Source organism: Enterobacter sp. I4 (assembly GCF_022669095.1).
Taxonomy (GTDB): Bacteria; Pseudomonadota; Gammaproteobacteria; order Enterobacterales; family Enterobacteriaceae; genus Enterobacter; species Enterobacter pasteurii.
This window is the reverse complement of sequence record NZ_JALBUO010000002.1, coordinates 102,144-121,434: the sequence shown is the minus strand read 5'-3', so window position 1 is coordinate 121,434 and position 19,291 is coordinate 102,144. Positions and strand designations below refer to the sequence as shown.

The 19,291-nt window shown below is 56.9% G+C and carries 21 protein-coding genes and 1 other RNA gene; 16 read left to right on the top strand and 6 right to left on the bottom strand.

Annotation, left to right across the window (positions count from 1 at the left end):
• Nucleotides 1-159: 159 nt before the first annotated feature.
• From hupB to MOQ06_RS12890, 6 genes are all read left to right on the top strand, one after another.
• Nucleotides 160-432, top strand: coding sequence for a nucleoid-associated protein HU-beta (gene hupB, locus MOQ06_RS12915; RefSeq protein WP_002444653.1), 273 nt, complete (start codon nucleotides 160-162; stop codon nucleotides 430-432).
• A 212-nt stretch (nucleotides 433-644) separates the two neighbouring features.
• Nucleotides 645-2,516: a peptidylprolyl isomerase gene (ppiD, locus tag MOQ06_RS12910; protein WP_242173420.1), complete on the top strand. Its 1,872-nt coding sequence runs from the start codon at nucleotides 645-647 to the stop codon at nucleotides 2,514-2,516.
• Between the two features lie 148 nt (nucleotides 2,517-2,664).
• Nucleotides 2,665-3,042, top strand: a complete 378-nt coding sequence (locus MOQ06_RS12905) for a helix-hairpin-helix domain-containing protein (protein WP_242173418.1) — start codon at nucleotides 2,665-2,667, stop codon at nucleotides 3,040-3,042.
• Between the two features lie 97 nt (nucleotides 3,043-3,139).
• Nucleotides 3,140-3,538: a YbgC/FadM family acyl-CoA thioesterase gene (locus MOQ06_RS12900; protein ID WP_242173415.1), complete on the top strand. Its 399-nt coding sequence runs from the start codon at nucleotides 3,140-3,142 to the stop codon at nucleotides 3,536-3,538.
• A 47-nt stretch (nucleotides 3,539-3,585) separates the two neighbouring features.
• Nucleotides 3,586-3,939, top strand: coding sequence for a type II toxin-antitoxin system RelE/ParE family toxin (locus tag MOQ06_RS12895; protein WP_148420290.1), 354 nt, complete (start codon nucleotides 3,586-3,588; stop codon nucleotides 3,937-3,939).
• The gene (locus MOQ06_RS12890) at nucleotides 3,926-4,255 is read left to right on the top strand and encodes an addiction module antidote protein (protein ID WP_242173413.1); all 330 of its coding nucleotides are present in this window, start codon (nucleotides 3,926-3,928) and stop codon (nucleotides 4,253-4,255) included. The genes MOQ06_RS12895 and MOQ06_RS12890 overlap by 14 nt, the downstream gene beginning before the upstream one ends.
• Before the next feature lies 1 nt (nucleotide 4,256).
• Here the strand turns inward: MOQ06_RS12890 and queC are convergent, their stop codons facing one another.
• Nucleotides 4,257-4,952, bottom strand: coding sequence for a 7-cyano-7-deazaguanine synthase QueC (gene queC / locus MOQ06_RS12885; protein WP_242173411.1), 696 nt, complete (start codon nucleotides 4,950-4,952; stop codon nucleotides 4,257-4,259).
• Nucleotides 4,953-5,018: 66 nt separating this feature from the next.
• Complete coding sequence (locus MOQ06_RS12880; protein WP_242173407.1) at nucleotides 5,019-6,719, bottom strand: SgrR family transcriptional regulator; 1,701 nt, start codon at nucleotides 6,717-6,719, stop codon at nucleotides 5,019-5,021.
• A 101-nt stretch (nucleotides 6,720-6,820) separates the two neighbouring features.
• Here MOQ06_RS12880 and cof point away from each other — a divergent pair, with 101 nt between their 5' ends.
• Nucleotides 6,821-7,639: an HMP-PP phosphatase gene (cof, locus tag MOQ06_RS12875; protein WP_242173404.1), complete on the top strand. Its 819-nt coding sequence runs from the start codon at nucleotides 6,821-6,823 to the stop codon at nucleotides 7,637-7,639.
• Nucleotides 7,640-7,679: 40 nt separating this feature from the next.
• On the opposite strand, the gene MOQ06_RS12870 is transcribed toward cof, so the two are convergent.
• The gene (locus MOQ06_RS12870; RefSeq protein WP_242173402.1) at nucleotides 7,680-8,726 is read right to left on the bottom strand and encodes a PLP-dependent cysteine synthase family protein; all 1,047 of its coding nucleotides are present in this window, start codon (nucleotides 8,724-8,726) and stop codon (nucleotides 7,680-7,682) included.
• Between the two features lie 115 nt (nucleotides 8,727-8,841).
• Between MOQ06_RS12870 and MOQ06_RS12865 the strand changes: the two genes are divergently transcribed.
• From MOQ06_RS12865 to amtB, 5 genes are all read left to right on the top strand, one after another.
• The gene (locus MOQ06_RS12865; RefSeq protein ID WP_023310581.1) at nucleotides 8,842-9,300 is read left to right on the top strand and encodes an Lrp/AsnC family transcriptional regulator; all 459 of its coding nucleotides are present in this window, start codon (nucleotides 8,842-8,844) and stop codon (nucleotides 9,298-9,300) included.
• 30 nt (nucleotides 9,301-9,330) lie between these two features.
• Nucleotides 9,331-11,085: a SmdA family multidrug ABC transporter permease/ATP-binding protein gene (locus MOQ06_RS12860; RefSeq protein ID WP_242173400.1), complete on the top strand. Its 1,755-nt coding sequence runs from the start codon at nucleotides 9,331-9,333 to the stop codon at nucleotides 11,083-11,085.
• The gene (locus MOQ06_RS12855; RefSeq protein WP_242173398.1) at nucleotides 11,078-12,859 is read left to right on the top strand and encodes a SmdB family multidrug efflux ABC transporter permease/ATP-binding protein; all 1,782 of its coding nucleotides are present in this window, start codon (nucleotides 11,078-11,080) and stop codon (nucleotides 12,857-12,859) included. The genes MOQ06_RS12860 and MOQ06_RS12855 overlap by 8 nt, the downstream gene beginning before the upstream one ends.
• Nucleotides 12,860-13,070: 211 nt before the next feature.
• Complete coding sequence (glnK, locus tag MOQ06_RS12850; RefSeq protein WP_006809867.1) at nucleotides 13,071-13,409, top strand: P-II family nitrogen regulator; 339 nt, start codon at nucleotides 13,071-13,073, stop codon at nucleotides 13,407-13,409.
• A gap of 35 nt (nucleotides 13,410-13,444) precedes the next feature.
• Nucleotides 13,445-14,731: an ammonium transporter AmtB gene (amtB, locus tag MOQ06_RS12845; RefSeq protein WP_148420297.1), complete on the top strand. Its 1,287-nt coding sequence runs from the start codon at nucleotides 13,445-13,447 to the stop codon at nucleotides 14,729-14,731.
• A 75-nt stretch (nucleotides 14,732-14,806) separates the two neighbouring features.
• On the opposite strand, the gene tesB is transcribed toward amtB, so the two are convergent.
• Nucleotides 14,807-15,667, bottom strand: a complete 861-nt coding sequence (tesB, locus tag MOQ06_RS12840; RefSeq protein ID WP_148420298.1) for an acyl-CoA thioesterase II — start codon at nucleotides 15,665-15,667, stop codon at nucleotides 14,807-14,809.
• Between the two features lie 203 nt (nucleotides 15,668-15,870).
• On the opposite strand from tesB, the gene MOQ06_RS12835 reads away from it, so the two are divergent.
• Nucleotides 15,871-16,398 carry a YbaY family lipoprotein gene (locus tag MOQ06_RS12835; RefSeq protein ID WP_148420299.1) on the top strand — a complete coding sequence of 176 codons (528 nt, stop codon included), beginning with the start codon at nucleotides 15,871-15,873 and terminating at the stop codon, nucleotides 16,396-16,398.
• 36 nt (nucleotides 16,399-16,434) lie between these two features.
• Here the strand turns inward: MOQ06_RS12835 and MOQ06_RS12830 are convergent, their stop codons facing one another.
• Nucleotides 16,435-16,833: an MGMT family protein gene (locus tag MOQ06_RS12830; protein ID WP_193355732.1), complete on the bottom strand. Its 399-nt coding sequence runs from the start codon at nucleotides 16,831-16,833 to the stop codon at nucleotides 16,435-16,437.
• An 84-nt stretch (nucleotides 16,834-16,917) separates the two neighbouring features.
• On the opposite strand from MOQ06_RS12830, the gene ffs reads away from it, so the two are divergent.
• The 3 genes from ffs (at nucleotide 16,918) to MOQ06_RS12815 (ending at nucleotide 17,722) form a co-directional block, all read left to right on the top strand.
• An RNA gene (gene ffs, locus MOQ06_RS12825) (signal recognition particle sRNA small type) lies at nucleotides 16,918-17,014 on the top strand.
• A gap of 244 nt (nucleotides 17,015-17,258) precedes the next feature.
• Nucleotides 17,259-17,510, top strand: coding sequence for a hypothetical protein (locus MOQ06_RS12820; protein ID WP_148420301.1), 252 nt, complete (start codon nucleotides 17,259-17,261; stop codon nucleotides 17,508-17,510).
• Nucleotides 17,507-17,722, top strand: a complete 216-nt coding sequence (locus MOQ06_RS12815) for a hypothetical protein (RefSeq protein ID WP_148420302.1) — start codon at nucleotides 17,507-17,509, stop codon at nucleotides 17,720-17,722. The genes MOQ06_RS12820 and MOQ06_RS12815 overlap by 4 nt, the downstream gene beginning before the upstream one ends.
• 70 nt (nucleotides 17,723-17,792) lie before the next feature.
• Here MOQ06_RS12815 and MOQ06_RS12810 read toward each other — a convergent pair whose 3' ends face one another.
• Nucleotides 17,793-19,214, bottom strand: coding sequence for a PLP-dependent aminotransferase family protein (locus MOQ06_RS12810; protein ID WP_242173395.1), 1,422 nt, complete (start codon nucleotides 19,212-19,214; stop codon nucleotides 17,793-17,795).
• Between the last annotated feature and the right edge of the window lie 77 nt (nucleotides 19,215-19,291).

The window sequence follows — 19,291 nt, the reverse complement described above, 5'->3', positions numbered from 1 at the left end:
ACTTGCCAGCCTTTTTTTGTATAGCTAATTTAGATTGCTGATTGGGTAAGCCATCAACAACGGGTGTTGTAAGGTCATAGCAGGACTGATATAACTGCTGCGCGGTCGCGCTGTGAAGGATTCAGGTGCGATATAAATTATAAAGAGAGGAAGAGAACAGTGAATAAATCTCAACTGATTGACAAAATTGCTGCGGGTGCTGATATTTCTAAAGCTGCAGCTGGACGTGCTTTAGATGCTTTAATTGCTTCTGTTACTGAATCTCTGCAGGCTGGGGACGACGTTGCACTGGTAGGCTTCGGTACTTTCGCGGTTAAAGAGCGTGCTGCCCGTACTGGCCGCAACCCTCAGACCGGTAAAGAGATCACCATTGCTGCCGCTAAAGTGCCGGGTTTCCGTGCAGGTAAAGCGCTGAAAGACGCAGTAAACTGATTGCTTTCCCGCTTCAGGGAAGCTGAAAAGTACAAGGGCGCATCATTTGATGTGCCTTTTTTGTTTGTCCAGACCTGATTTGTGCGAGTTTATGCGAGTTGTGGGCTGACAATTGCCCTGTTTTCTTGTCACAATACGCCTTTACGCGCGACGGTCAGGATTTTCCGTCAGCGTCAGGTAACCAGTCACCTACAGCGGAGTGTTGTTACACCATGATGGACAGCTTACGCACGGCTGCTAACAGTCTCGTGCTCAAGATTATTTTCGGTATCATTATCGTGTCGTTCATATTGACCGGTGTGAGTAGTTACCTCATCGGCGGTGGCGCGAACTACGCCGCAAAAGTGAATGGCCAGGAAATCAGCCGTGGGCAGTTCGAGAACGCTTTTGCCGGGGAACGTAACCGCATGCAGCAACAGCTGGGCGACCAATACTCTGAACTGGCAGCCAACGAAGGCTATATGAAAAACCTGCGTCAGCAGACGCTGAACCGCCTTATCGACGAAGCGCTGCTGGACCAGTACGCGAAAAGTCTGGGGCTGAGCATTAGCGATGAGCAGGTTAAAAAAGCCATCTTCTCAACGCAGGCTTTCCAGTCTGAAGGCAAGTTCGACAACGCGCGTTATAACAGCATCGTAAACCAGATGGGCATGACGGCTGACCAGTACGCTCAGGCGCTGCGTAACCAGCTGACTACGCAGCAGCTGATCAATGCCGTCGTGGGCACCGATTTCATGCTGAAAGGCGAAACCGAAGAGCTGGCGGCGCTGGTGGCTCAGCAGCGCGTAGTGCGTGAAGCGACGATTGATGTTAACGCGCTGGCGGCGAAGCAGCAGGTCAGCGACGCTGAAGTTAATGCTTACTACGAGCAGAACAAGAACAACTTCGTCTCTCCTGAACAGTTCCGCGTAAGCTACATCAAGCTGGATGCGGCTGCGATGCAGGAAAACGCCACTGACGCGGATATCCAGTCTTACTACGACCAGCATCAGGATCAGTTTACTCAGCCGCAGCGTAACCGCTACAGCGTGATCCAGACCAAAACGGAAGCTGAAGCTAAAGCCGTGCTTGACGAGCTGAACAAGGGCGCGGATTTCGCAACCGTGGCGAAAGCAAAATCCACCGACATCATTTCTGCCAAAAACGGCGGTGATATGGGCTGGCTGGAAGACGCTACCACCCCGGACGAGCTGAAAAATGCGGGCCTGAAAGAAAAAGGCCAGCTGTCTGGCGTGATCAAATCCTCCGTCGGTTTCCTGGTGGCGCGCCTGGACGATATCACGCCTGCGAAAACCAAGCCGCTGGCTGAGGTTCGTGATGATATCGCTGCGAAAGTGAAGCAGGAGAAAGCGCTGGACGCCTTCTATGCCCTTCAGCAGAAAGTAAGCGATGCCGCGAGTAACGACAATGAATCTCTGGCGGGAGCTGAGCAGGCTGCCGGCGTGAAGGCGGTTGAGACTGGCTGGTTCAGCCACGAAAACCTGCCTGAAGAGCTGAACTTCAAACCGGTTTCAGACGCCATCTTCAATGGTGGTCTGGTGGGCGAGAACGGTACGCCGGGTAGCAACTCAGATATCATCACCGTTGACGGTGACCGTGCGTTCGTTCTGCGCGTCAGCGAGCATAAAGCTGAAGCAGTGAAACCACTGGCGGAAGTGAAAGATCGTATTGTGGCGCTGGTGAAGCACAATAAAGCGGAACAGCAGGCAAAACTGGATGCTGAGAAGCTCGTAGCCGAGCTGAAAGCAGGTAAGAGTGATGCGCTGAAAGCGGCTGGCCTGAGCTTTGGCGAGCCGAAAACGCTGAGCCGTACCGGTCAGGATCCTGTCAGCCAGGCGGCGTTTGGTCTTAGCCTTCCGGCGAAGGACAAACCTGTCTTCGGCACCACGACCGATATGCAGGGTAACGTTGTTCTTCTGGCGCTGGACGAAGTGAAGGCCGGCACGCTGCCAGAAGCGCAGAAGAAGGCTATGGTTCAGGGAATTACCCAGAACAATGCCCAGATTGCTTTCGAAGCGATGATGAGCAACCTGCGTAAAGAAGCCAAAATCAAGCTGGGTGATGTGGTCACTCAGGAGCAATAATTACGCGTCTGCTCGCAGATTTTCGTAACGCTCTGCAACAACCAAAGGCCGCTTTCGCGGCCTTTTCCATTTCTGCATTCTGCTGTTTGTCCCGGCTTTTCCTTGCGGCTATCGTGGCGTGGCTGTCAACAAACAAGGAGAAAACAGCATGAAACGTGGAATCAAAGCACTCTTTATTACGCTGGCTATTGCCACCTGCGGGATGAGCGCGGGAGCGCTGGCGGCACCTGCGGCTAAAGCGCAGGCCGTCCAAAACCAGGCGGAGGCAGCGCCCCAGGGGAATGCTAAAGCTAATGCGACGACCAGCCCGAAAGCTGGCGAAGAGGAGGGTACGCGGGTCAGCATCAATACTGGCTCCGCAGAAGAGCTGGCCCAGGCGATGAATGGCGTAGGTCTCAAAAAAGCGCAGGCCATCGTCAGCTATCGCGAAGAGTATGGTCCTTTCAAAACCGTTGACGATCTCAAACAGGTGCCGGGTATGGGAAGCGCGCTGGTTGAGCGCAACCTCGCACACCTGACGTTGTAATCGCGCAATAACTTGCACTGCGGCAAAAATTTGCCAGGATAAAGAGGTCATACCAGTTATGACCTCTGAACCTATAACAACGAAAGGCTATTGCGCTATGCAGACACAAATCAAAGTCCGTGGTTATCACCTCGATGTTTACCAGCACGTTAATAACGCCCGCTACCTTGAATTTCTGGAAGAGGCGCGCTGGGACGGTCTGGAGAACAGCGAAAGCTTTCAGTGGCTGACCGCTCACAACATCGCGTTTGTGGTCGCCAATATCAATATCAACTACCGCCGCCCGGCCATGCTGGGGGATGTACTTACCGTGACCAGCCAGGTCCAGCAGCTGAATGGAAAAAGCGGTGTACTGAGCCAGGTCGTAACGCTGGAGCCAGAAGGGCAGGTGGTGGCCGATGCGCTAATCACCTTTGTCTGTATCGATCTTAAAACCCAGAAAGCGTTGCCGCTGGAAGGGGAGCTGCGCGAAAAGCTGGAGCTGATGATCGCGTAAATTTTTGTCTTTTATAAAAGACAAAAAGGTTTTTCAGGGATAAAATAATGAACAGGGACTACGTTGTTGAACGCTACCGGACCCGTGACGGAAAAGTGCCGTTTGAGGAGTGGGTGGCAAAAACGAGGCGTAAGGATCCGGAGACCGTTTTACGAATCCTTATGCGCGTTAACCGCGCAATAAAACGTAATTTTGGCGATTACAAATACCTAAGAGAAGGTGTTTGGGAGATGCGAATTGACTGTGGTCCCGGTTACAGGATCTATTTTGCCGTAGAGCATCGGAATGTCTTATTGTTACTCATCGGTGGCGACAAGAAGCGTCAAAGAGCAGATGTTAAGCAGGCGGTAGAATATCTGAAAGATCATCTATCTCAAGGAAAAACAGATGGGCGCGCCTAAACGAAAATATTCAAGTTCTGTCAGTCATCACGATGCGGTTGTGAAAATGCTTCGCGAGAACCCTTCCTATGCTCAACTGTATCTTCAGATAGCGCTGGAAGAAATTTATGAAGATCAGGGGATCCCTGCCTATCTCATTGCGCTTCGTCAGGTCATTGAGGCCCGTGGCGGCATCGGAGAAATTTCTGCTAAGTCGGGTTTATCACGTCAGCAGCTATACCGTACCTTGTCTGATAACGGCAACCCAACGCTAACAACGCTCATGAAAGTGACGCGTGCTGCCGGCGTTAAACTGTTCGACAGCACGGTGAAGTAACTTATTTCAGCCCGGTTTTTTTCTGCATTGCGGCCATTACGCCCGCTTTATCCGCCAGATAGTGATTCAGCCCGTTTGCGCGCAGGTTGCAGGCGGCGCACTGACCGCAGCCATCCCCTTTAATACCGTTGTAGCAGGTGAGGGTGTCGTTGCGAACCACGTCCAGCTTGCCCCAGTAGTCGGCCAGCGCCCAGGTTTCTGCTTTATCCAGCCACATCAGCGGCGTTTCGAAGCGGGTCTCTTTTGCCATTCCCAGATCCACGGCGTGGTTTAACGCTTTGACAAATTCGTCCCGGCAGTCCGGGTAGCCAGAGAAGTCGGTTTCGCACACGCCCGTAATGACCGCTTCGGCCTTTACCTGATAAGCGTATATTGCCGTCAGGATCAGGAAGAGAATGTTGCGGCCCGGTACGAAGGTGTTCGGAATGCCGCGGGCGTCCGGTTCGTAATCTGGAACCGGAATACTGTCGCGGGTCAGGCTGCTAACGGCCAGTTCGTTCAGCAGCGTCACGTCCAGCACCTTGTGCGCGCGGGCCCCCAGTTTCAGGGCCAGTTCACGGGCAACGTCGATTTCAGCACGATGACGCTGACCATAATCAAAAGTGACGCAGTGAACTTCATCATACTGGTGAAGCGCCTGAATCAGGCAGGTTGTGGAATCTTGTCCTCCGCTGAACACGACGACGGCACGTTTCATAAATCATCTCGACAGTTACGGTAAAAGCGTCATGTTAACGCCTGGCTAAAGCGACGACCAGCTTCTTCACGCTTTGGGGGCCGGAAGCCAGGCTTCGGTGAAGTCAAACCAGCCACGGGTGTTAAGACGGATACCGTTCACGCCCGGCGGGGCGCTGATTTGATACTGGTAGTTAAACAGCGGCGTCAGGACGGCATTTTCCATCAACCGGCTGAAAATAGCCTGCAGGCCCGCGTGTCGGTCGCGATCGTTGGCCTGCGTTTGCACCGCGTCCAGCGTGGCCTGCAAGTGGGCGTATGCCGGTGCGCTCAGCAGATGCGGCCAGAGCGCATCGCAGCGGAGCCATTGCTCAAGCGTATACTCCGGCGCTTCGCCAATAAGCCTGTCTCCCATCATGATGTCTGCATCGGCAAGCTGCTGACATCCGTCCCATGTCTTGGCGTCGTGGAAGATGACGGTCAGTTCACAGCTCTGTAGCCCAAGGTAGGCCTTAAGCTGGCTGGCCATCGTGTGAAGCTCAACCGGCAGGTGGTAGACCAGCGTCAATGACTCCGGCAGCGCAACGTCCGTTAAATCAGGCCATTGCGGGATCGCCCAGCCGGGAAGCAGTTCCCCGGTAGGGGTAATAAGCCCTTCGTTCAGCGGAAGCGTGTGCAGAAGCCTGGAGAGATGAATGATGTTGATAAGCCGCTTCGCCTGTAGCTCGCTCAGACGGGGACTCTGCTTCAGCGTGAGGTAGCAGAAGCCCAGACTGGTGCTGTTGCTGACCAGCCGCAGGCTTTCCAGCTCATCGGCTTCGCCTATGGCGATTTGCACCGGGTGGCGACAGCTGGTGCCCAGACTGTAGTCAAAAAGCTGGGGGGTGATCCAGTACTCGATAGCCTTGAGCAGCGGATGGCTCAGGTGATACTGCTCGTGACTTTCCAGGCGCACCAGTTCAGGCTGAAAAACGCTCAGACGGAAGGGACCGCTGCCGACACCGGGAATATCGGGATGCGCCAGACGGCTACAGTAGGTTGCCAGCCTGTGCGCCAGCCAGTAGTCCGGCTGATGCAGAATAAACGTCAGGCACTGGGGATGCGTGGTTTCGATACGCAAGACGCTCTGGAAAAGCGTGCGCATGACGGGCTGTGCCAGCAGCGCCGTCAGGCTTCGCTGGAGCTGCGCCGTCGCGATTTTATCGCCGTTATGCCAGTGCAGGGTGGAGCGAATGTAAAAATGCCAGCGCAGGCCGTCAGCAGACACGTCCCAGTGATGCGCCAGATCGCCCGCGGGCTCGCTGCTGTTACCGTTAAAACGCGTTAAGCCCGAGAATACCTGTCCCGCCAGATGCTGCTCGGCACGGCCGGGTAAAAACCCCGGATGAAGCGGCTCCAGCGAGCGATAGTAGGGGATACGCAGCGTCGGCGTATCGTTTTGCCACTGCCCCCCCAGATACGGATGCAGCAGCGAGCGCAAATCTTCAGGCGCGAGCTGAGCCAGCTCCAGCACGTTGTGCTGCTGTCCGCTTTTAAGCGCGTCTTCCATCATGGTATTACGCAGCGAATCCGGGGTCACGTGAAAGGTTAGCTCTCCGCGCTTCCCTCGTCCGGACCGGGCGTGCCAGCTCAGCCAGCCCGCGTCCTGCGCCTGGCGCAGCAGGGTGCGAACGTGTCGCTCGCTGCAAAAGCAGCGGCTGGCAAGCTCGCTGATGGTCACCTGCTGCGGAGCGCCAGCGGAAGGTTGCCACAGGCGTTGATACTGGTTAAGACGGTTGAGCTGGCGCATGATAAACCCGGAACAATAATTATCATCTATTCACTATTACTTCCGTATATCCCACGCAATACTGATGCACAAGTTAACCGCATCACATTTCGGGAGTATTCATGGCTCGGCTCGCTGCATTTGATATGGACGGCACGCTGTTAATGCCGGATCACCGTTTGGGGGAGAAAACCCTGAGCACGCTTAAGCGCCTGCGCGAGCGTGACGTTACCCTGACGTTTGCTACCGGTCGCCATGTGCTGGAGATGCGCCATCTGCTGGGAGCCTTTTCCCTGAACGCGTTTTTGATAACCGGTAACGGGACGAGGATCCACGCCGTCAACGGTGATGTGCTGCACCGTCAGGATCTTGATCCGGAAGTGGCGGATATCGTCCTGCATAGCTCATGGGATACGCGGGCCAGCGTACACGTATTTAACGACGAGGGCTGGTTTACCGGGCGCGACATTCCGGACCTGCTGCACGCTCATGTTTATAGCGGCTTCAGGTATCAGCTTATCGATCTGCGCCGGATCCCGGCACATAAGGTGACCAAGATCTGCTTCTGCGGCGATCATGACGATCTCTGCCGCCTGCGCATTCAGCTGAACGAGGCGCTGGGCGTTCGGGCGCATCTGACTTTCTCAGCGGTGGATTGTCTCGAAGTGCTGCCGGTGGGCTGTAACAAAGGTTCCGCGCTTGCGGTTCTGAGCGACCACCTGGGGCTGACGATGCAGGACTGTATGGCGTTTGGCGACGCCATGAACGACCACGAGATGCTGAGCAGCGTTGGCCGTGGTTTGATCATGGGGAACGCGATGCCGCAGCTTATTGCCGCGCTCCCCCATCTTCCGGTTATCGGACACTGCCGTAACGAAGCGGTGTCCCATTTTTTGACGCATTGGCTGGACAATAACAACCTCCCTTATTCCCCCGAATAGCGAGACCCTTCCAGCAAGCCAGGCTTCGGCCTGGCTTTTTTTATTTCACCAGCTGCGCAATCTGCGCTTTCCACGGTTCAACGTCGCCAATATTGGCCTGCACCCAGTCTGTATTGTAGTAGGTGTCGAGGTAGCGCTCCCCGCTGTCGCACAGTAGCGTAACGATGGAGCCGGTACGGCCTTCTTCGCGCATCCGCGCGGCCAGCTGTAGCGCGCCCCACATATTGGTGCCGGTAGAAGCCCCGACCTTGCGGCCAAGCTGTGTTTCCAGCCAGTGCGCCGTTGCGACGCTGACAGCGTCCGGGACGCGGAGCATCTCATCCACCACGTCCGGAATGAACGAGGGTTCGACGCGCGGGCGACCAATCCCTTCGATCTTGCTGCCCACCGGGCTGCGCAGGCTGGCGTCGCGTGATTGCCAGTAGTCGAGGAATACCGAGTTCTGCGGATCAACGACCATCAGCTGCGTATCATAACCCTGGCAGCGGATATAACGCCCGATGGTGGCGGAGGTGCCGCCCGTGCCCGCGCTCATGACGATGTAAGCGGGAACGGGGTGCGGCTCGTGGGTCATCTGACGGAAAATGCTGTCCGCGATATTGTTATTGCCGCGCCAGTCGGTGGCGCGCTCGGCGAAGGTGAACTGGTCCATATAGTGGCCGTTCAGCTCGCGGGCCAGCATTTCGGAGGCGGCATAGATTTCGCAGGCGCTTTCCACAAAGTGGCAGCGTCCGCCGTAAAATTCGATCTGTTCTACCTTACGTTTTGCCGTGCAGGAAGGCATGACGGCGATGAACGGCAGGCCCAGCAGGCGGGCAAAGTAGGCTTCGGAAACGGCCGTTGAACCGGACGAGGATTCAATAATCGTGGTGCCCTCTTTAATCCAGCCGTTACATAAGCCGTATAAAAAGAGTGAACGCGCCAGGCGATGCTTCAGGCTGCCGGTAGGATGGGTACTTTCATCCTTCAGATAAAGCTGAATACCGGGAAATCCGGGCAGAGGCAGGCGGATTAAGTGGGTATCTGCCGAGCGCTGATAGTCGGCGTTTATTTCGCTGATGGCATGTTTAACCCAGGTGCTATTCATCGTGATTATCCGTTTGTCATTTTGTGCCCAGCATAGCGAAAAGCACAGAAAAAATTGTTGCTATCTGGCCTTTAAAATAGAATGAAGGGAGAAAAATTTTCTCTGCGAGGTGGACATGCTAGATAAAATTGACCGCAAGCTGCTTTCATTGCTGCAAAACGACTGCACCCTCTCTTTGCAGGCGCTGGCAGATGCCGTTAATCTGACCACCACCCCGTGCTGGAAGCGCCTCAAAAAGCTGGAAGATGATGGCATTCTGCTGGGACGCGTGGCGCTGCTGGATCCCGAAAAACTGGGGCTTGGGCTGACCGCCTTCGTCCTGATAAAAACGCAGCATCACAGCAGCGAATGGTACTGTCGTTTTGTCACGCAGGTATCCGAAATGCCGGAAGTGCTCGGCTTCTGGCGCATGGCGGGGGAATATGACTATCTGATGCGCGTTCAGGTGGCGGACATGAAGCGCTACGATGATTTTTACAAGCGGCTGGTCAACAGCGTACCGGGCTTGTCCGATGTCACCTCCAGCTTTGCTATGGAACAGATTAAATACACCACAGCATTACCCATTGAATAACTTCGTAAAATACCTTCAGGAAAATACCGCGTGCGATTATTTGCCCAATTAAGCTGGTACTTTCGTCGGGAGTGGCAACGCTACCTCGGCGCGGTGGCTCTGCTTATTATCATTGCCGTCCTGCAGCTGATCCCGCCAAAAGTGGTGGGATACGTCGTCGATGGCGTTACGGAACAACATTACACCGCCGCACGGGTGATGATGTGGGTCGGTACGCTGGTGCTGACGGCCGTGGTGGTTTACCTGCTGCGCTACGTCTGGCGCGTGCTGCTGTTCGGCGCGTCCTACCAGCTCGCCGTTGAGCTGCGCGAAGATTTCTATCGTCAGCTGAGCCGCCAGCACCCCGAATTTTATCTGCGTCACCGTACCGGAGACCTTATTGCCCGCGCCACGAATGACGTGGACCGCGTGGTGTTTGCCGCCGGAGAAGGGGTGTTAACGCTGGTGGATTCACTGGTGATGGGCTGTGCGGTACTGATTGTAATGTCTACCCAGATCAGCTGGGAGCTTACTCTGCTGGCGCTGCTGCCGATGCCGCTGATGGCGCTGGCGATTAACCGCTACGGCGAACAGCTTCATGACCGCTTTAAGCTGGCGCAGGCGGCGTTTTCATCGCTCAACGATCGCACCCAGGAGAGCATGACCAGCATCCGCATGATCAAGGCGTTTGGTCTGGAAGACCGGCAGTCGGCGCTGTTTGCCGCAGACGCTGCCGACACCGGCGCGAAAAACATGCGCGTGGCGCGCATCGACGCCCGTTTCGATCCGACAATCTACGTAGCGATTGGCATGGCGAACCTGCTGGCGGTGGGCGGCGGCAGCTGGATGGTGGTGCGAGGCACCATGACCCTCGGGCAGTTAACCAGCTTTGCGATGTACCTCGGGCTGATGATCTGGCCGATGCTGGCGCTGGCCTGGATGTTTAACATCGTTGAGCGCGGGAGCGCCGCCTACAGCCGTATTCGCGCCATGCTGGCAGAGGTGCCGGTGGTGAACGATGGCAGCGAGCCGGTGCCGGAAGGGCCGGGGGTGCTGAAGGCCAATATCCGCGCCTTTATCTATCCGCAAACGGAGCAGCCGGTGCTCGAAAACGTCAGCTTCACGCTGCAGCCCGGTCAGATGCTGGGCATCTGTGGCCCGACGGGGGCCGGTAAAAGCACGATCCTGTCGCTTATTCAGCGCCATTTTGACGTGAGCGAAGGCGATATTCGCTTCCACGCTGTCCCGCTGCCGCGGCTGCTGCTGGACGACTGGCGCAGCCGCCTGGCGGTCGTCAGCCAGACGCCGTTCCTGTTTTCCGACACGATAGCCAACAACATCGCGCTCGGGTGCCCAACGGCCACCCGGCAGGAGATCGAGCATGTTGCGCGCCTGGCCAGCGTTCACGAGGATATTCTGCGCCTGCCGCAGGGCTACGATACGGAGGTCGGAGAGCGGGGCGTGATGCTCTCCGGCGGACAAAAGCAGCGCATCTCCATTGCCCGCGCGCTGCTGCTGGACGCTGAGATCCTGATTCTGGATGACGCGCTGTCGGCGGTTGACGGGCGTACCGAGCATCAAATTCTGCATAACCTTCGCCAGTGGGGGGAGGGGCGCACGGTCATCATCAGCGCGCACCGTCTGTCGGCGCTTACCGAAGCCAGCGAAATTCTGGTGCTTCAGCACGGGCATATTGCCCAGCGCGGTCAGCATGACCAGCTCGCAGAGCAGGCCGGCTGGTATCGGGATATGTACCGCTATCAGCAGCTTGAGGCCGCGCTGGATGAGGAGGTCGTCGATGCGTAAGTTTGGAAAGATGTGGCCGACGCTAAAACGTCTGCTGGCCTACGGCTCACCGTGGCGTAAGCCGCTTTCCATCGCCGTGCTGCTGCTGTGGATCGCCGCGATTGCGGAGGTGACCGGCCCGCTGCTTATCAGCTATTTCATCGATAACATGGTGGCGAAGAGCTATCTGCCTCTCGGCCTGGTCGCCGGGCTGGGCGTGGCATACGTCGGGCTACAGCTGACGGCGGCGGGGCTGCATTACGCGCAGTCACTGCTGTTTAACCGGGCCGCCGTGGGCGTGGTGCAGCAACTGCGCACGGACGTAATGGATGCCGCGCTGCGCCAGCCGCTGAGCGAGTTTGATACCCAGCCGGTCGGGCAGGTAATTTCGCGCGTCACCAACGACACCGAAGTGATCCGCGACCTGTACGTCACCGTTGTCGCAACGGTACTGCGCAGTGCCGCGCTGATTGGCGCGATGCTGGTGGCGATGTTCAGCCTGGACTGGCGGATGGCGCTGGTGGCAATCACCATTTTCCCGGCGGTGCTGATCGTGATGGTGATTTACCAGCGCTACAGCACGCCGATCGTGCGCCGCGTGCGCGCTTACCTTGCGGATATCAATGATGGCTTCAACGAAGTGATCAACGGTATGAGCGTTATTCAGCAGTTTCGCCAGCAGGCGCGTTTTGGCGAGCGAATGGGGGAAGCCAGCCGCTCGCACTATATGGCGCGGATGCAGACGTTACGCCTGGACGGTTTCCTTTTACGCCCGCTGCTGAGCCTCTTCTCGGCGCTGGTGCTGTGCGGGCTGCTGATGCTGTTCGGCCTGACGACGCGCGGAACCATTGAAGTTGGGGTGTTGTACGCGTTTATCAGCTACCTTGGCCGCCTTAATGAACCACTGATTGAACTCACCACGCAGCAATCGATGCTGCAACAGGCGGTGGTTGCGGGCGAGCGCGTGTTCGAACTGATGGACAGGCCGCGCCAGACCTACGGCAGTGACGAACGCCCGCTGGAAAGCGGATCCATCGCGTTTGATAATGTCTCGTTCGCCTACCGCGACGACCAGCTTGTTTTGCAGAATATCAACCTTAACGTGCCGTCGCGCGGGTTCGTCGCGCTGGTCGGGCACACCGGCAGCGGCAAAAGCACGCTCGCCAGCCTGCTGATGGGCTACTATCCGTTGACGCAGGGGGAGATCCGTCTGGATGGACGTCCGCTTTCGTCGCTAAGCCACGCCGCGTTGCGCAGGGGCGTCGCGATGGTGCAGCAGGATCCGGTGGTGCTTGCCGATACGTTCTACGCCAACGTTACGCTGGGGCGGCCCTTTACCCAGGAGCAGGTCTGGGAAGTGCTGGAAACCGTGCAGCTGGCGGATCTGGCGCGCGGGTTAAGCGAGGGAATCAATACCAGACTGGGTGAACAGGGCAACAACCTGTCCGTCGGGCAAAAGCAGCTTCTGGCGCTGGCGCGCGTGCTGATTGATACGCCGCAGGTGTTAATTCTGGACGAAGCCACCGCCAGCATCGACTCCGGCACCGAGCAGGCGATCCAGCAGGCGCTGGCTGCCGTACGGGATCGCACTACGCTTGTGGTGATCGCCCACCGCCTCTCAACGATCGTCGATGCGGATACTATTCTGGTGCTGCACCGCGGACAGGCCGTTGAGCGGGGAACGCACCGCCATCTGCTGGAGGCAAAAGGACGCTACTGGCAGATGTATCAGTTGCAGCTGGCAGGCGACGAGCTGGCCGCCAGCGCGCGCGAGGAAGAGTCGCTCAGCGCCTGATGCACCATAACAAGGCAATGCGCTAACAGACTCAACTGTTGGTGCAAAGCCGAAACGCGCCATGCACCGTCATGGTGCGTTTTTTTTCGCCTCTTTCCGGGCACCGCGCACCGCGCCGCTTTCCTGCTCATATTTCATTTCTGGCACACCCTTTGCAATATCCCCTTCGTGTTAGCTGCGGCCATTACCGAATTCTGACAGGAGAGGATTTATGAAGCTGGTTACGGTGGTAATCAAACCATTCAAACTCGAAGACGTGCGTGAAGCGCTGTCTTCCATGGGTATTCAGGGACTGACTGTCACCGAAGTGAAAGGCTTTGGGCGTCAGAAAGGTCATGCCGAGCTTTATCGCGGGGCAGAATACAGCGTTAACTTCCTGCCAAAAGTGAAGATTGACGTGGCGATTGCGGACGATCAGCTCGATGAAGTGATTGATGTCGTAAGCAAAGCGGCCTACACCGGCAAAATTGGCGACGGCAAAATTTTCGTTGCCGAACTTCAGCGCGTCATTCGCATCCGTACCGGCGAATCCGACGAAGCGGCGTTGTAAGTAACTCCTGGCACACAGTGATAGGGATCGAGAAAATGAAGATAGCAACAATCAAAACGGGTCTGGGGTCGCTGGCGCTGCTGCCGGGCCTGGCAATGGCGGCACCTGCCGTGGCAGACAAAGCCGATAACGCCTTTATGATGATCTGCACCGCGCTGGTGCTGTTCATGACTATTCCGGGCATCGCGCTGTTTTACGGCGGCCTGATCCGCGGCAAAAACGTACTCTCCATGCTGACGCAGGTTGCAGTCACGTTCGCTCTGGTGTGCGTGCTGTGGGTGGTTTATGGCTACTCGCTGGCCTTCGGCGAGGGTAACGCCTTCTTCGGCAACGTTAACTGGGCGATGCTGAAAAACATCGAGCTGACCGCGGTGATGGGCAGCTTCTATCAGTATATCCATGTCGCGTTCCAGGGCTCGTTCGCCTGCATCACCGTGGGGCTGATTGTGGGGGCGCTGGCCGAGCGAATTCGCTTCTCTGCGGTACTGATTTTCGTGGTGGTCTGGCTGACCCTCTCCTACATCCCGATCGCGCACATGGTCTGGGGCGGTGGTCTGCTGGCCTCTCATGGCGCGCTGGACTTTGCGGGCGGTACCGTTGTGCATATTAACGCCGCGGTAGCAGGCCTGGTGGGCGCCTACCTGATTGGCAAACGCGTGGGCTTCGGGAAGGAAGCGTTCAAGCCGCACAACCTGCCGATGGTCTTCACCGGTACCGCTATTCTCTACTTTGGCTGGTTCGGCTTTAACGCCGGTTCCGCCAGTGCCGCCAACGAAATCGCCGCGCTGGCCTTCGTGAATACCGTTGTGGCAACGGCTGGCGCTATACTCTCCTGGGTATTTGGCGAGTGGGCCGTTCGCGGCAAGCCCTCGCTGCTGGGTGCCTGCTCAGGGGCGATTGCCGGCCTTGTGGGTATCACCCCTGCGTGTGGCTACGTGGGCGTCGGCGGCGCGCTGCTGATTGGCATCGTCGCCGGACTGGCAGGGCTGTGGGGCGTTACCGCGCTGAAACGCGTTCTGCGCGTGGACGATCCGTGTGACGTATTCGGCGTGCACGGCGTGTGCGGCATCATCGGTTGCATAATGACAGGCATCTTTGCCGCGCAGTCCCTGGGCGGCGTCGGCTACGCGGAAGGCGTGACCATGATGCATCAGGTGCTGGTACAGCTGGAAAGCATCGCCATTACCGTTGTCTGGTCGGGGGTTGTGGCCTTTATCGGCTACAAGCTGGCGGATATGACCGTCGGGCTGCGCGTGCCGGAAGAGCAGGAGCGCGAAGGTCTGGACGTCAACAGCCACGGTGAGAATGCGTATAACGCATAATAAAAAGCGAAACGGCAACCTTTGGTTGCCGTTTTAGTCTGTATTCACTTACCCGCGGGAGAGGTGAGGGCAACATCATCCCCTGTTACGCATGACCCCTTCCTGAACCGTCGACGCTACCAGCACGCCATCCTGGGTATAAAACTCCCCGCGAACAAACCCGCGGGCGCTGGACGCTGAGGTGCTTTCCACGCTGTAGAGCAACCACTCGTTCATGTCGAACGGGCGGTGGAACCACATGGAGTGGTCGATGGTGGCGACCTGCATCCCTTTTTCCAGGAAACCGACGCCGTGGGGCTGTAGCGCAACCGGCAGGAAGTTGAAATCTGACGCATAGCCCAGCAGGTACTGATGCACGCGCAAATCTGCCGGTACGCTGCCGTTGGCGCGGATCCACACCTGGCGAGCGGGCTCAGCGGTGTGCCCCTTCATGGGGTTATGAAATTCGACGGGGCGGATCTCCAGTGGCTTATCGCACAGAAACTTCTCCTTCACCTGCGGAGGCAGCAGGTGGGCCAGCGCCCGGGCGATGTCGGTTTCCGATTTCAGATCGTCCGGCGACGGGGCAGGGGGCATCGTTTTTTGATGCTCATAACCCGGCTCTGGCGCCTGGAACGAGGCGGTCATGTAAAAGATGGGTTTTCCATGCTGAACGGCGGCGACGCGGCGCGCGCTGAAGCTTTGGCCGTCACGCAGAACCTCCACGTCGTACACAATCGGCTTAGCGCTGTCACCGGGGCGTAAAAAATAGCTGTGGAACGAGTGCACCAGTCGGTCTGCCGGAACCGTCTCCTTTGCTGCATAAAGCGCCTGTCCTACGACCTGGCCGCCAAATACCTGGCGTAACCCCAGATCTTCGCTCTGCCCGCGAAAAAGCCCTTCTTCTATTTTTTCCAGGTTCAGTAATGTCAGCAGATTGTTCAGTGCCTGACTCATAGTCGTCCTCAATAAACGCCGTGGCGAAAGATAGGCTGAGTATAACGCAGAAACGATAGTGGTCCGATGGGTGGAATTATCTTAATACCTGGGCAAAATTAGGCATAAATCCGTGATTTGTGCCACACTTGTTTACGTTATGTGAATAAAACGACATCGGATGGGATCGATCCCGCCGGTGCATTGATGATAAGGAGACTTCAATGAAACTCGTGCCTATGTTAAGCGGTGTTGCAATGGCGGTGGCGTTGTCCGCCTGTGCGGATAAGAGTGCCGATGTAGCGGTACCAACGGCGACCCCAAACGGGATTAACACCCTTTCACAGCAAGCTATTCGACAGCCTAACGTGTCCGGTACCATCTGGATCAAACAGAAAGTTGCTCTGCCGCCGGACGCGGTTTTAACGGTCACGTTATCCGATGCGTCTCTGGCGGATGCACCGTCTAAAGTGCTTGCACAGCGTGCAGTTCGTACAGAGGGTAAACAGGCACCGTTCAGCTTCGTACTGCCGTACAACCCGTCTGACGTTCAGCCAAACGCCCGTATCCTCCTGAGCGCGGCGGTAACGATCAACGATAAGCTGGTCTTTATCACCGATACCGTGCAGGAAGCGGTCAACAAAGGCGGCACTAAAATCGACCTGACCCTGGTCCCGGTACAGCAAACTGAAGTGCCTGTTGCAACTCAGACCAATCAGCCGACGCTGCCAACGGCGCCAACGCAGCTGTAATTTCCTCTCGCCCTCTTCATCTTTCTGAAGAGGGCGTCAGTACTCCCAGCGATACCTCTGCATATCAATCCTGCCCGATCCGGTTACCTGCACCCCCTCAGACAGTAAAGCCTGACGCTGACGCTGCAAATCTGGCCCGGTCAGGGAGATTTCTCCATGTCGGTTGACCACCCGATGCCAGGGTAACGTGCTCCCCTCCGGCAGCCGCCTCAGCACACCGCCTACCTGACGCGCCGCGCGCGGTGAACCCGCCAGCCGGGCGACCTCGCCGTAGGTCGTCACGCAGCCTTCGGGGATAGAGGCCACAATCTGCCATACTCGCTGCGGAAAAGTGTCATGTTCGTCCATCGTTACTCCTGAGGAATAATCCGCGAAGGGCAATGGTAAACGAAGATAACGCGGATTGCTTCGCCAGTTTGCGCAATAATCCAGCATCCGGTTGCCGACGGCTTGCAATTGAGGTGCACCACAGGGATAATGCGCCAGCGCGTTGGTTATCAACGCTCTCAATGGGGGCTCTGTTGGTTCTCCCGCAACGCTACTCTGTTCACCAGGTCAGGTCCGGAAGGAAGCAGCCAGGGCAGACGACGTGGGTGCCGGGATGTAGCTGGCAGGGCCCCCACCCATTTGTGCTTCCCCAATCTTTTCTTCAGAATATCCCTGTTATTACTGTGCCTGTTACGGGCTGCGTAATATATCTTTCATTCAGTTGAAATAATATTGTCATAAACCTGTAATAATAGACTGTCATTTTATTATCGGGCGTCTTTTTGTTGTTATAAGCAAAAAATATATATCTGGATAAGAATGTTATCTTCGTGTATTAAATAAAACACGTATTCCGAAGGGATGTGACAATCATGGTGACTGCGGTATTAAACGTTAAAATTGATGAAGCGCTAAAAGAAAGACTTCGCCACTATGCGGAAGTAAATAATGAGAATTTAAGCGTGACCACGGAGAAATTGCTGCTGCTGGCATTTGAAGCAGTAGAAGAGGCGGGAGTATCGGAAGAGGATATTGATAATCAGCATACGGAAGAAGAGAGCGTAACTCCATTTACTCCTAAAGAAATCAAAGCATTACGTAAACTTCTGAAGAAGAGAAAATGAAACAACAACTGTCGACTGCCAGTGACTACAACGAGGCCTGCAGCCTGTTGCGTTCCGGCTACGTGAAGCACGTCCGTCTCGGCTGGAATGTAGGAAGCGATGAGTTCTTTAGAATTGCATCTGACTGGTGTGATACCGGTGCAAAAATAAAGAAAGAAGGGGATAATTTTATTATTTCCCTGAAAGGCTTCCCGATCCCTCCTCAACATTAAGCTTGCCGTTATGAAAACTGCTGACTGCATGCGTTACAGTCAGCAGTTTTTATTGTTTCTGTCGAATAATTTACACCAGGCTCCGCTTTACCGGCGGCGTACTGTTATTTAGGGCAAGCCACAGGGGTTTGATCCGCAGTAATGCCGCTTCAAGCTCGGGCGGGGCGAGCGAGAAGGGCATCCGCAGGTAGCGGTCAAACGCCCCTGAAAGCCCAAAGCGCGTGCCGGTGCCCATGGTGATCCCGATTGATTCCGCACGCGCGGCCAGCTGGGTCGCCAGCGGGCCGGGTAATTCAATCCAGTATGAAAGCCCGCCTTCCGCCTTATGAAAGCGCCATTCGGGAAAATGTTCCCGCAGCATCTGTCCGCAGCGGTCGCGCCGTTCAGCCAGCATTTTTCGGCGAGCGGGCAGGAACGTCTCACCGTTTTCGATAAGCCAGAGCGTGGCCAGCTGTTCGAGCACAGGCGAGCCCAGATCCAGCGCGTCGCGCGTCTGGGCGAGCGTGGCGATAGTGCGGGACGAGGCGCGGATCCAGCCGAGGCGTAGCCCGCCCCAGAAGCTTTTTCCAGCGGAACCCAGCGTAATCACGTCGGCCTCCGGGTTAAACGCGGCCAGCGGCGGCGGCGGGGGCGCGTCAAACCAGAGATCGACCATCGTTTCATCCGCCACCAGCGTGGTGCGGGTTTGCGCGGCGATGTCGGCTAGCGTCTGGCGCGTTGCGGCGTCCATGCAGCGCCCCGTCGGATTATGAAAATCCGGCATCAGATAGGCCAGACGAGGAGAGGTCTGGGCAAGCGTTGCGGCAAAACCATCGGTATCCCAGCCCGTCTCAGGAAGCGAGACGCCCACGGGACGGCAGAGCGCGCCCTGAATAGCGGCTATCGCCAGCGGGTAGCCTGGATGATCTACCACCACGCGATCGCCGGGGCCGGTCAACATGCGTAAGACCAGGGCAAAGCCGCTGACGGCGCCGTTTACCACCATCACTTCGTCTGGCCGGGTTGGCAGTCCACGCGCGGTATAGCGGATGGCGATGGCCTCACGCAGTGCCGGCAGGCCAAGCCTTTCGTACCCCGTCAGCGCCAGATGCGGCGTGATGGCCGCAAGCGCGTGGGTGTAAGCCTGATGGATCTCGGGCCCCGCGTTGAGTGCGGCGGTAGAGAGATCGAGCGCGGCGCTTGCCGTAGAGAGGGTGGGCACGGCGCGGCTGTCTGGCAGGATCACCCGCGAACCGCTGCCGTGACGACTCTCCAGATACCCCTCGTCCCGCAGGTGGGCCAGCGCGCTGCTGATGGTGGTCCGGCTGACGTCAAGCGCGGCCGCCAGCTCCCGCTCGCCGGGCAGACGGGTATACAGCGCCAGCCTGCCGTCGAGAATTAACAGCCGTAGCGCATCGGCCAGCTGGCGCCACAGCGGAGTACGGGAAGCGGCATGCTGCCAGTGGCCTAACAGACGTGCCAGAGACTGGCTCCCAAAACGACGTGATGACATGTGCAGTCCACTATTTGGAAACTGGACATTAATCATAGTGCCATTTTCACCGAAGATGGAAGCCTGGTTCTTCGGAG

Coding starts and splice junctions, on each gene's coding strand:
- MOQ06_RS12900 (WP_242173415.1), top strand. CDS start 3,140: ATGCAGACACAAATCAAAGTCCGTGGTTATCACCTCGATGTTTACCAG.
- ppiD (WP_242173420.1), top strand. CDS start 645: ATGATGGACAGCTTACGCACGGCTGCTAACAGTCTCGTGCTCAAGATT.
- MOQ06_RS12815 (WP_148420302.1), top strand. CDS start 17,507: ATGAAACAACAACTGTCGACTGCCAGTGACTACAACGAGGCCTGCAGC.
- MOQ06_RS12865 (WP_023310581.1), top strand. CDS start 8,842: ATGCTAGATAAAATTGACCGCAAGCTGCTTTCATTGCTGCAAAACGAC.
- MOQ06_RS12810 (WP_242173395.1), bottom strand. CDS start 19,214: ATGTCATCACGTCGTTTTGGGAGCCAGTCTCTGGCACGTCTGTTAGGC.
- MOQ06_RS12905 (WP_242173418.1), top strand. CDS start 2,665: ATGAAACGTGGAATCAAAGCACTCTTTATTACGCTGGCTATTGCCACC.
- queC (WP_242173411.1), bottom strand. CDS start 4,952: ATGAAACGTGCCGTCGTCGTGTTCAGCGGAGGACAAGATTCCACAACC.
- cof (WP_242173404.1), top strand. CDS start 6,821: ATGGCTCGGCTCGCTGCATTTGATATGGACGGCACGCTGTTAATGCCG.
- MOQ06_RS12820 (WP_148420301.1), top strand. CDS start 17,259: ATGGTGACTGCGGTATTAAACGTTAAAATTGATGAAGCGCTAAAAGAA.
- amtB (WP_148420297.1), top strand. CDS start 13,445: ATGAAGATAGCAACAATCAAAACGGGTCTGGGGTCGCTGGCGCTGCTG.
- MOQ06_RS12895 (WP_148420290.1), top strand. CDS start 3,586: ATGAACAGGGACTACGTTGTTGAACGCTACCGGACCCGTGACGGAAAA.
- tesB (WP_148420298.1), bottom strand. CDS start 15,667: ATGAGTCAGGCACTGAACAATCTGCTGACATTACTGAACCTGGAAAAA.
- MOQ06_RS12870 (WP_242173402.1), bottom strand. CDS start 8,726: ATGAATAGCACCTGGGTTAAACATGCCATCAGCGAAATAAACGCCGAC.
- MOQ06_RS12890 (WP_242173413.1), top strand. CDS start 3,926: ATGGGCGCGCCTAAACGAAAATATTCAAGTTCTGTCAGTCATCACGAT.
- MOQ06_RS12855 (WP_242173398.1), top strand. CDS start 11,078: ATGCGTAAGTTTGGAAAGATGTGGCCGACGCTAAAACGTCTGCTGGCC.
- MOQ06_RS12880 (WP_242173407.1), bottom strand. CDS start 6,719: ATGCGCCAGCTCAACCGTCTTAACCAGTATCAACGCCTGTGGCAACCT.
- MOQ06_RS12835 (WP_148420299.1), top strand. CDS start 15,871: ATGAAACTCGTGCCTATGTTAAGCGGTGTTGCAATGGCGGTGGCGTTG.
- MOQ06_RS12830 (WP_193355732.1), bottom strand. CDS start 16,833: ATGCTGGATTATTGCGCAAACTGGCGAAGCAATCCGCGTTATCTTCGT.
- glnK (WP_006809867.1), top strand. CDS start 13,071: ATGAAGCTGGTTACGGTGGTAATCAAACCATTCAAACTCGAAGACGTG.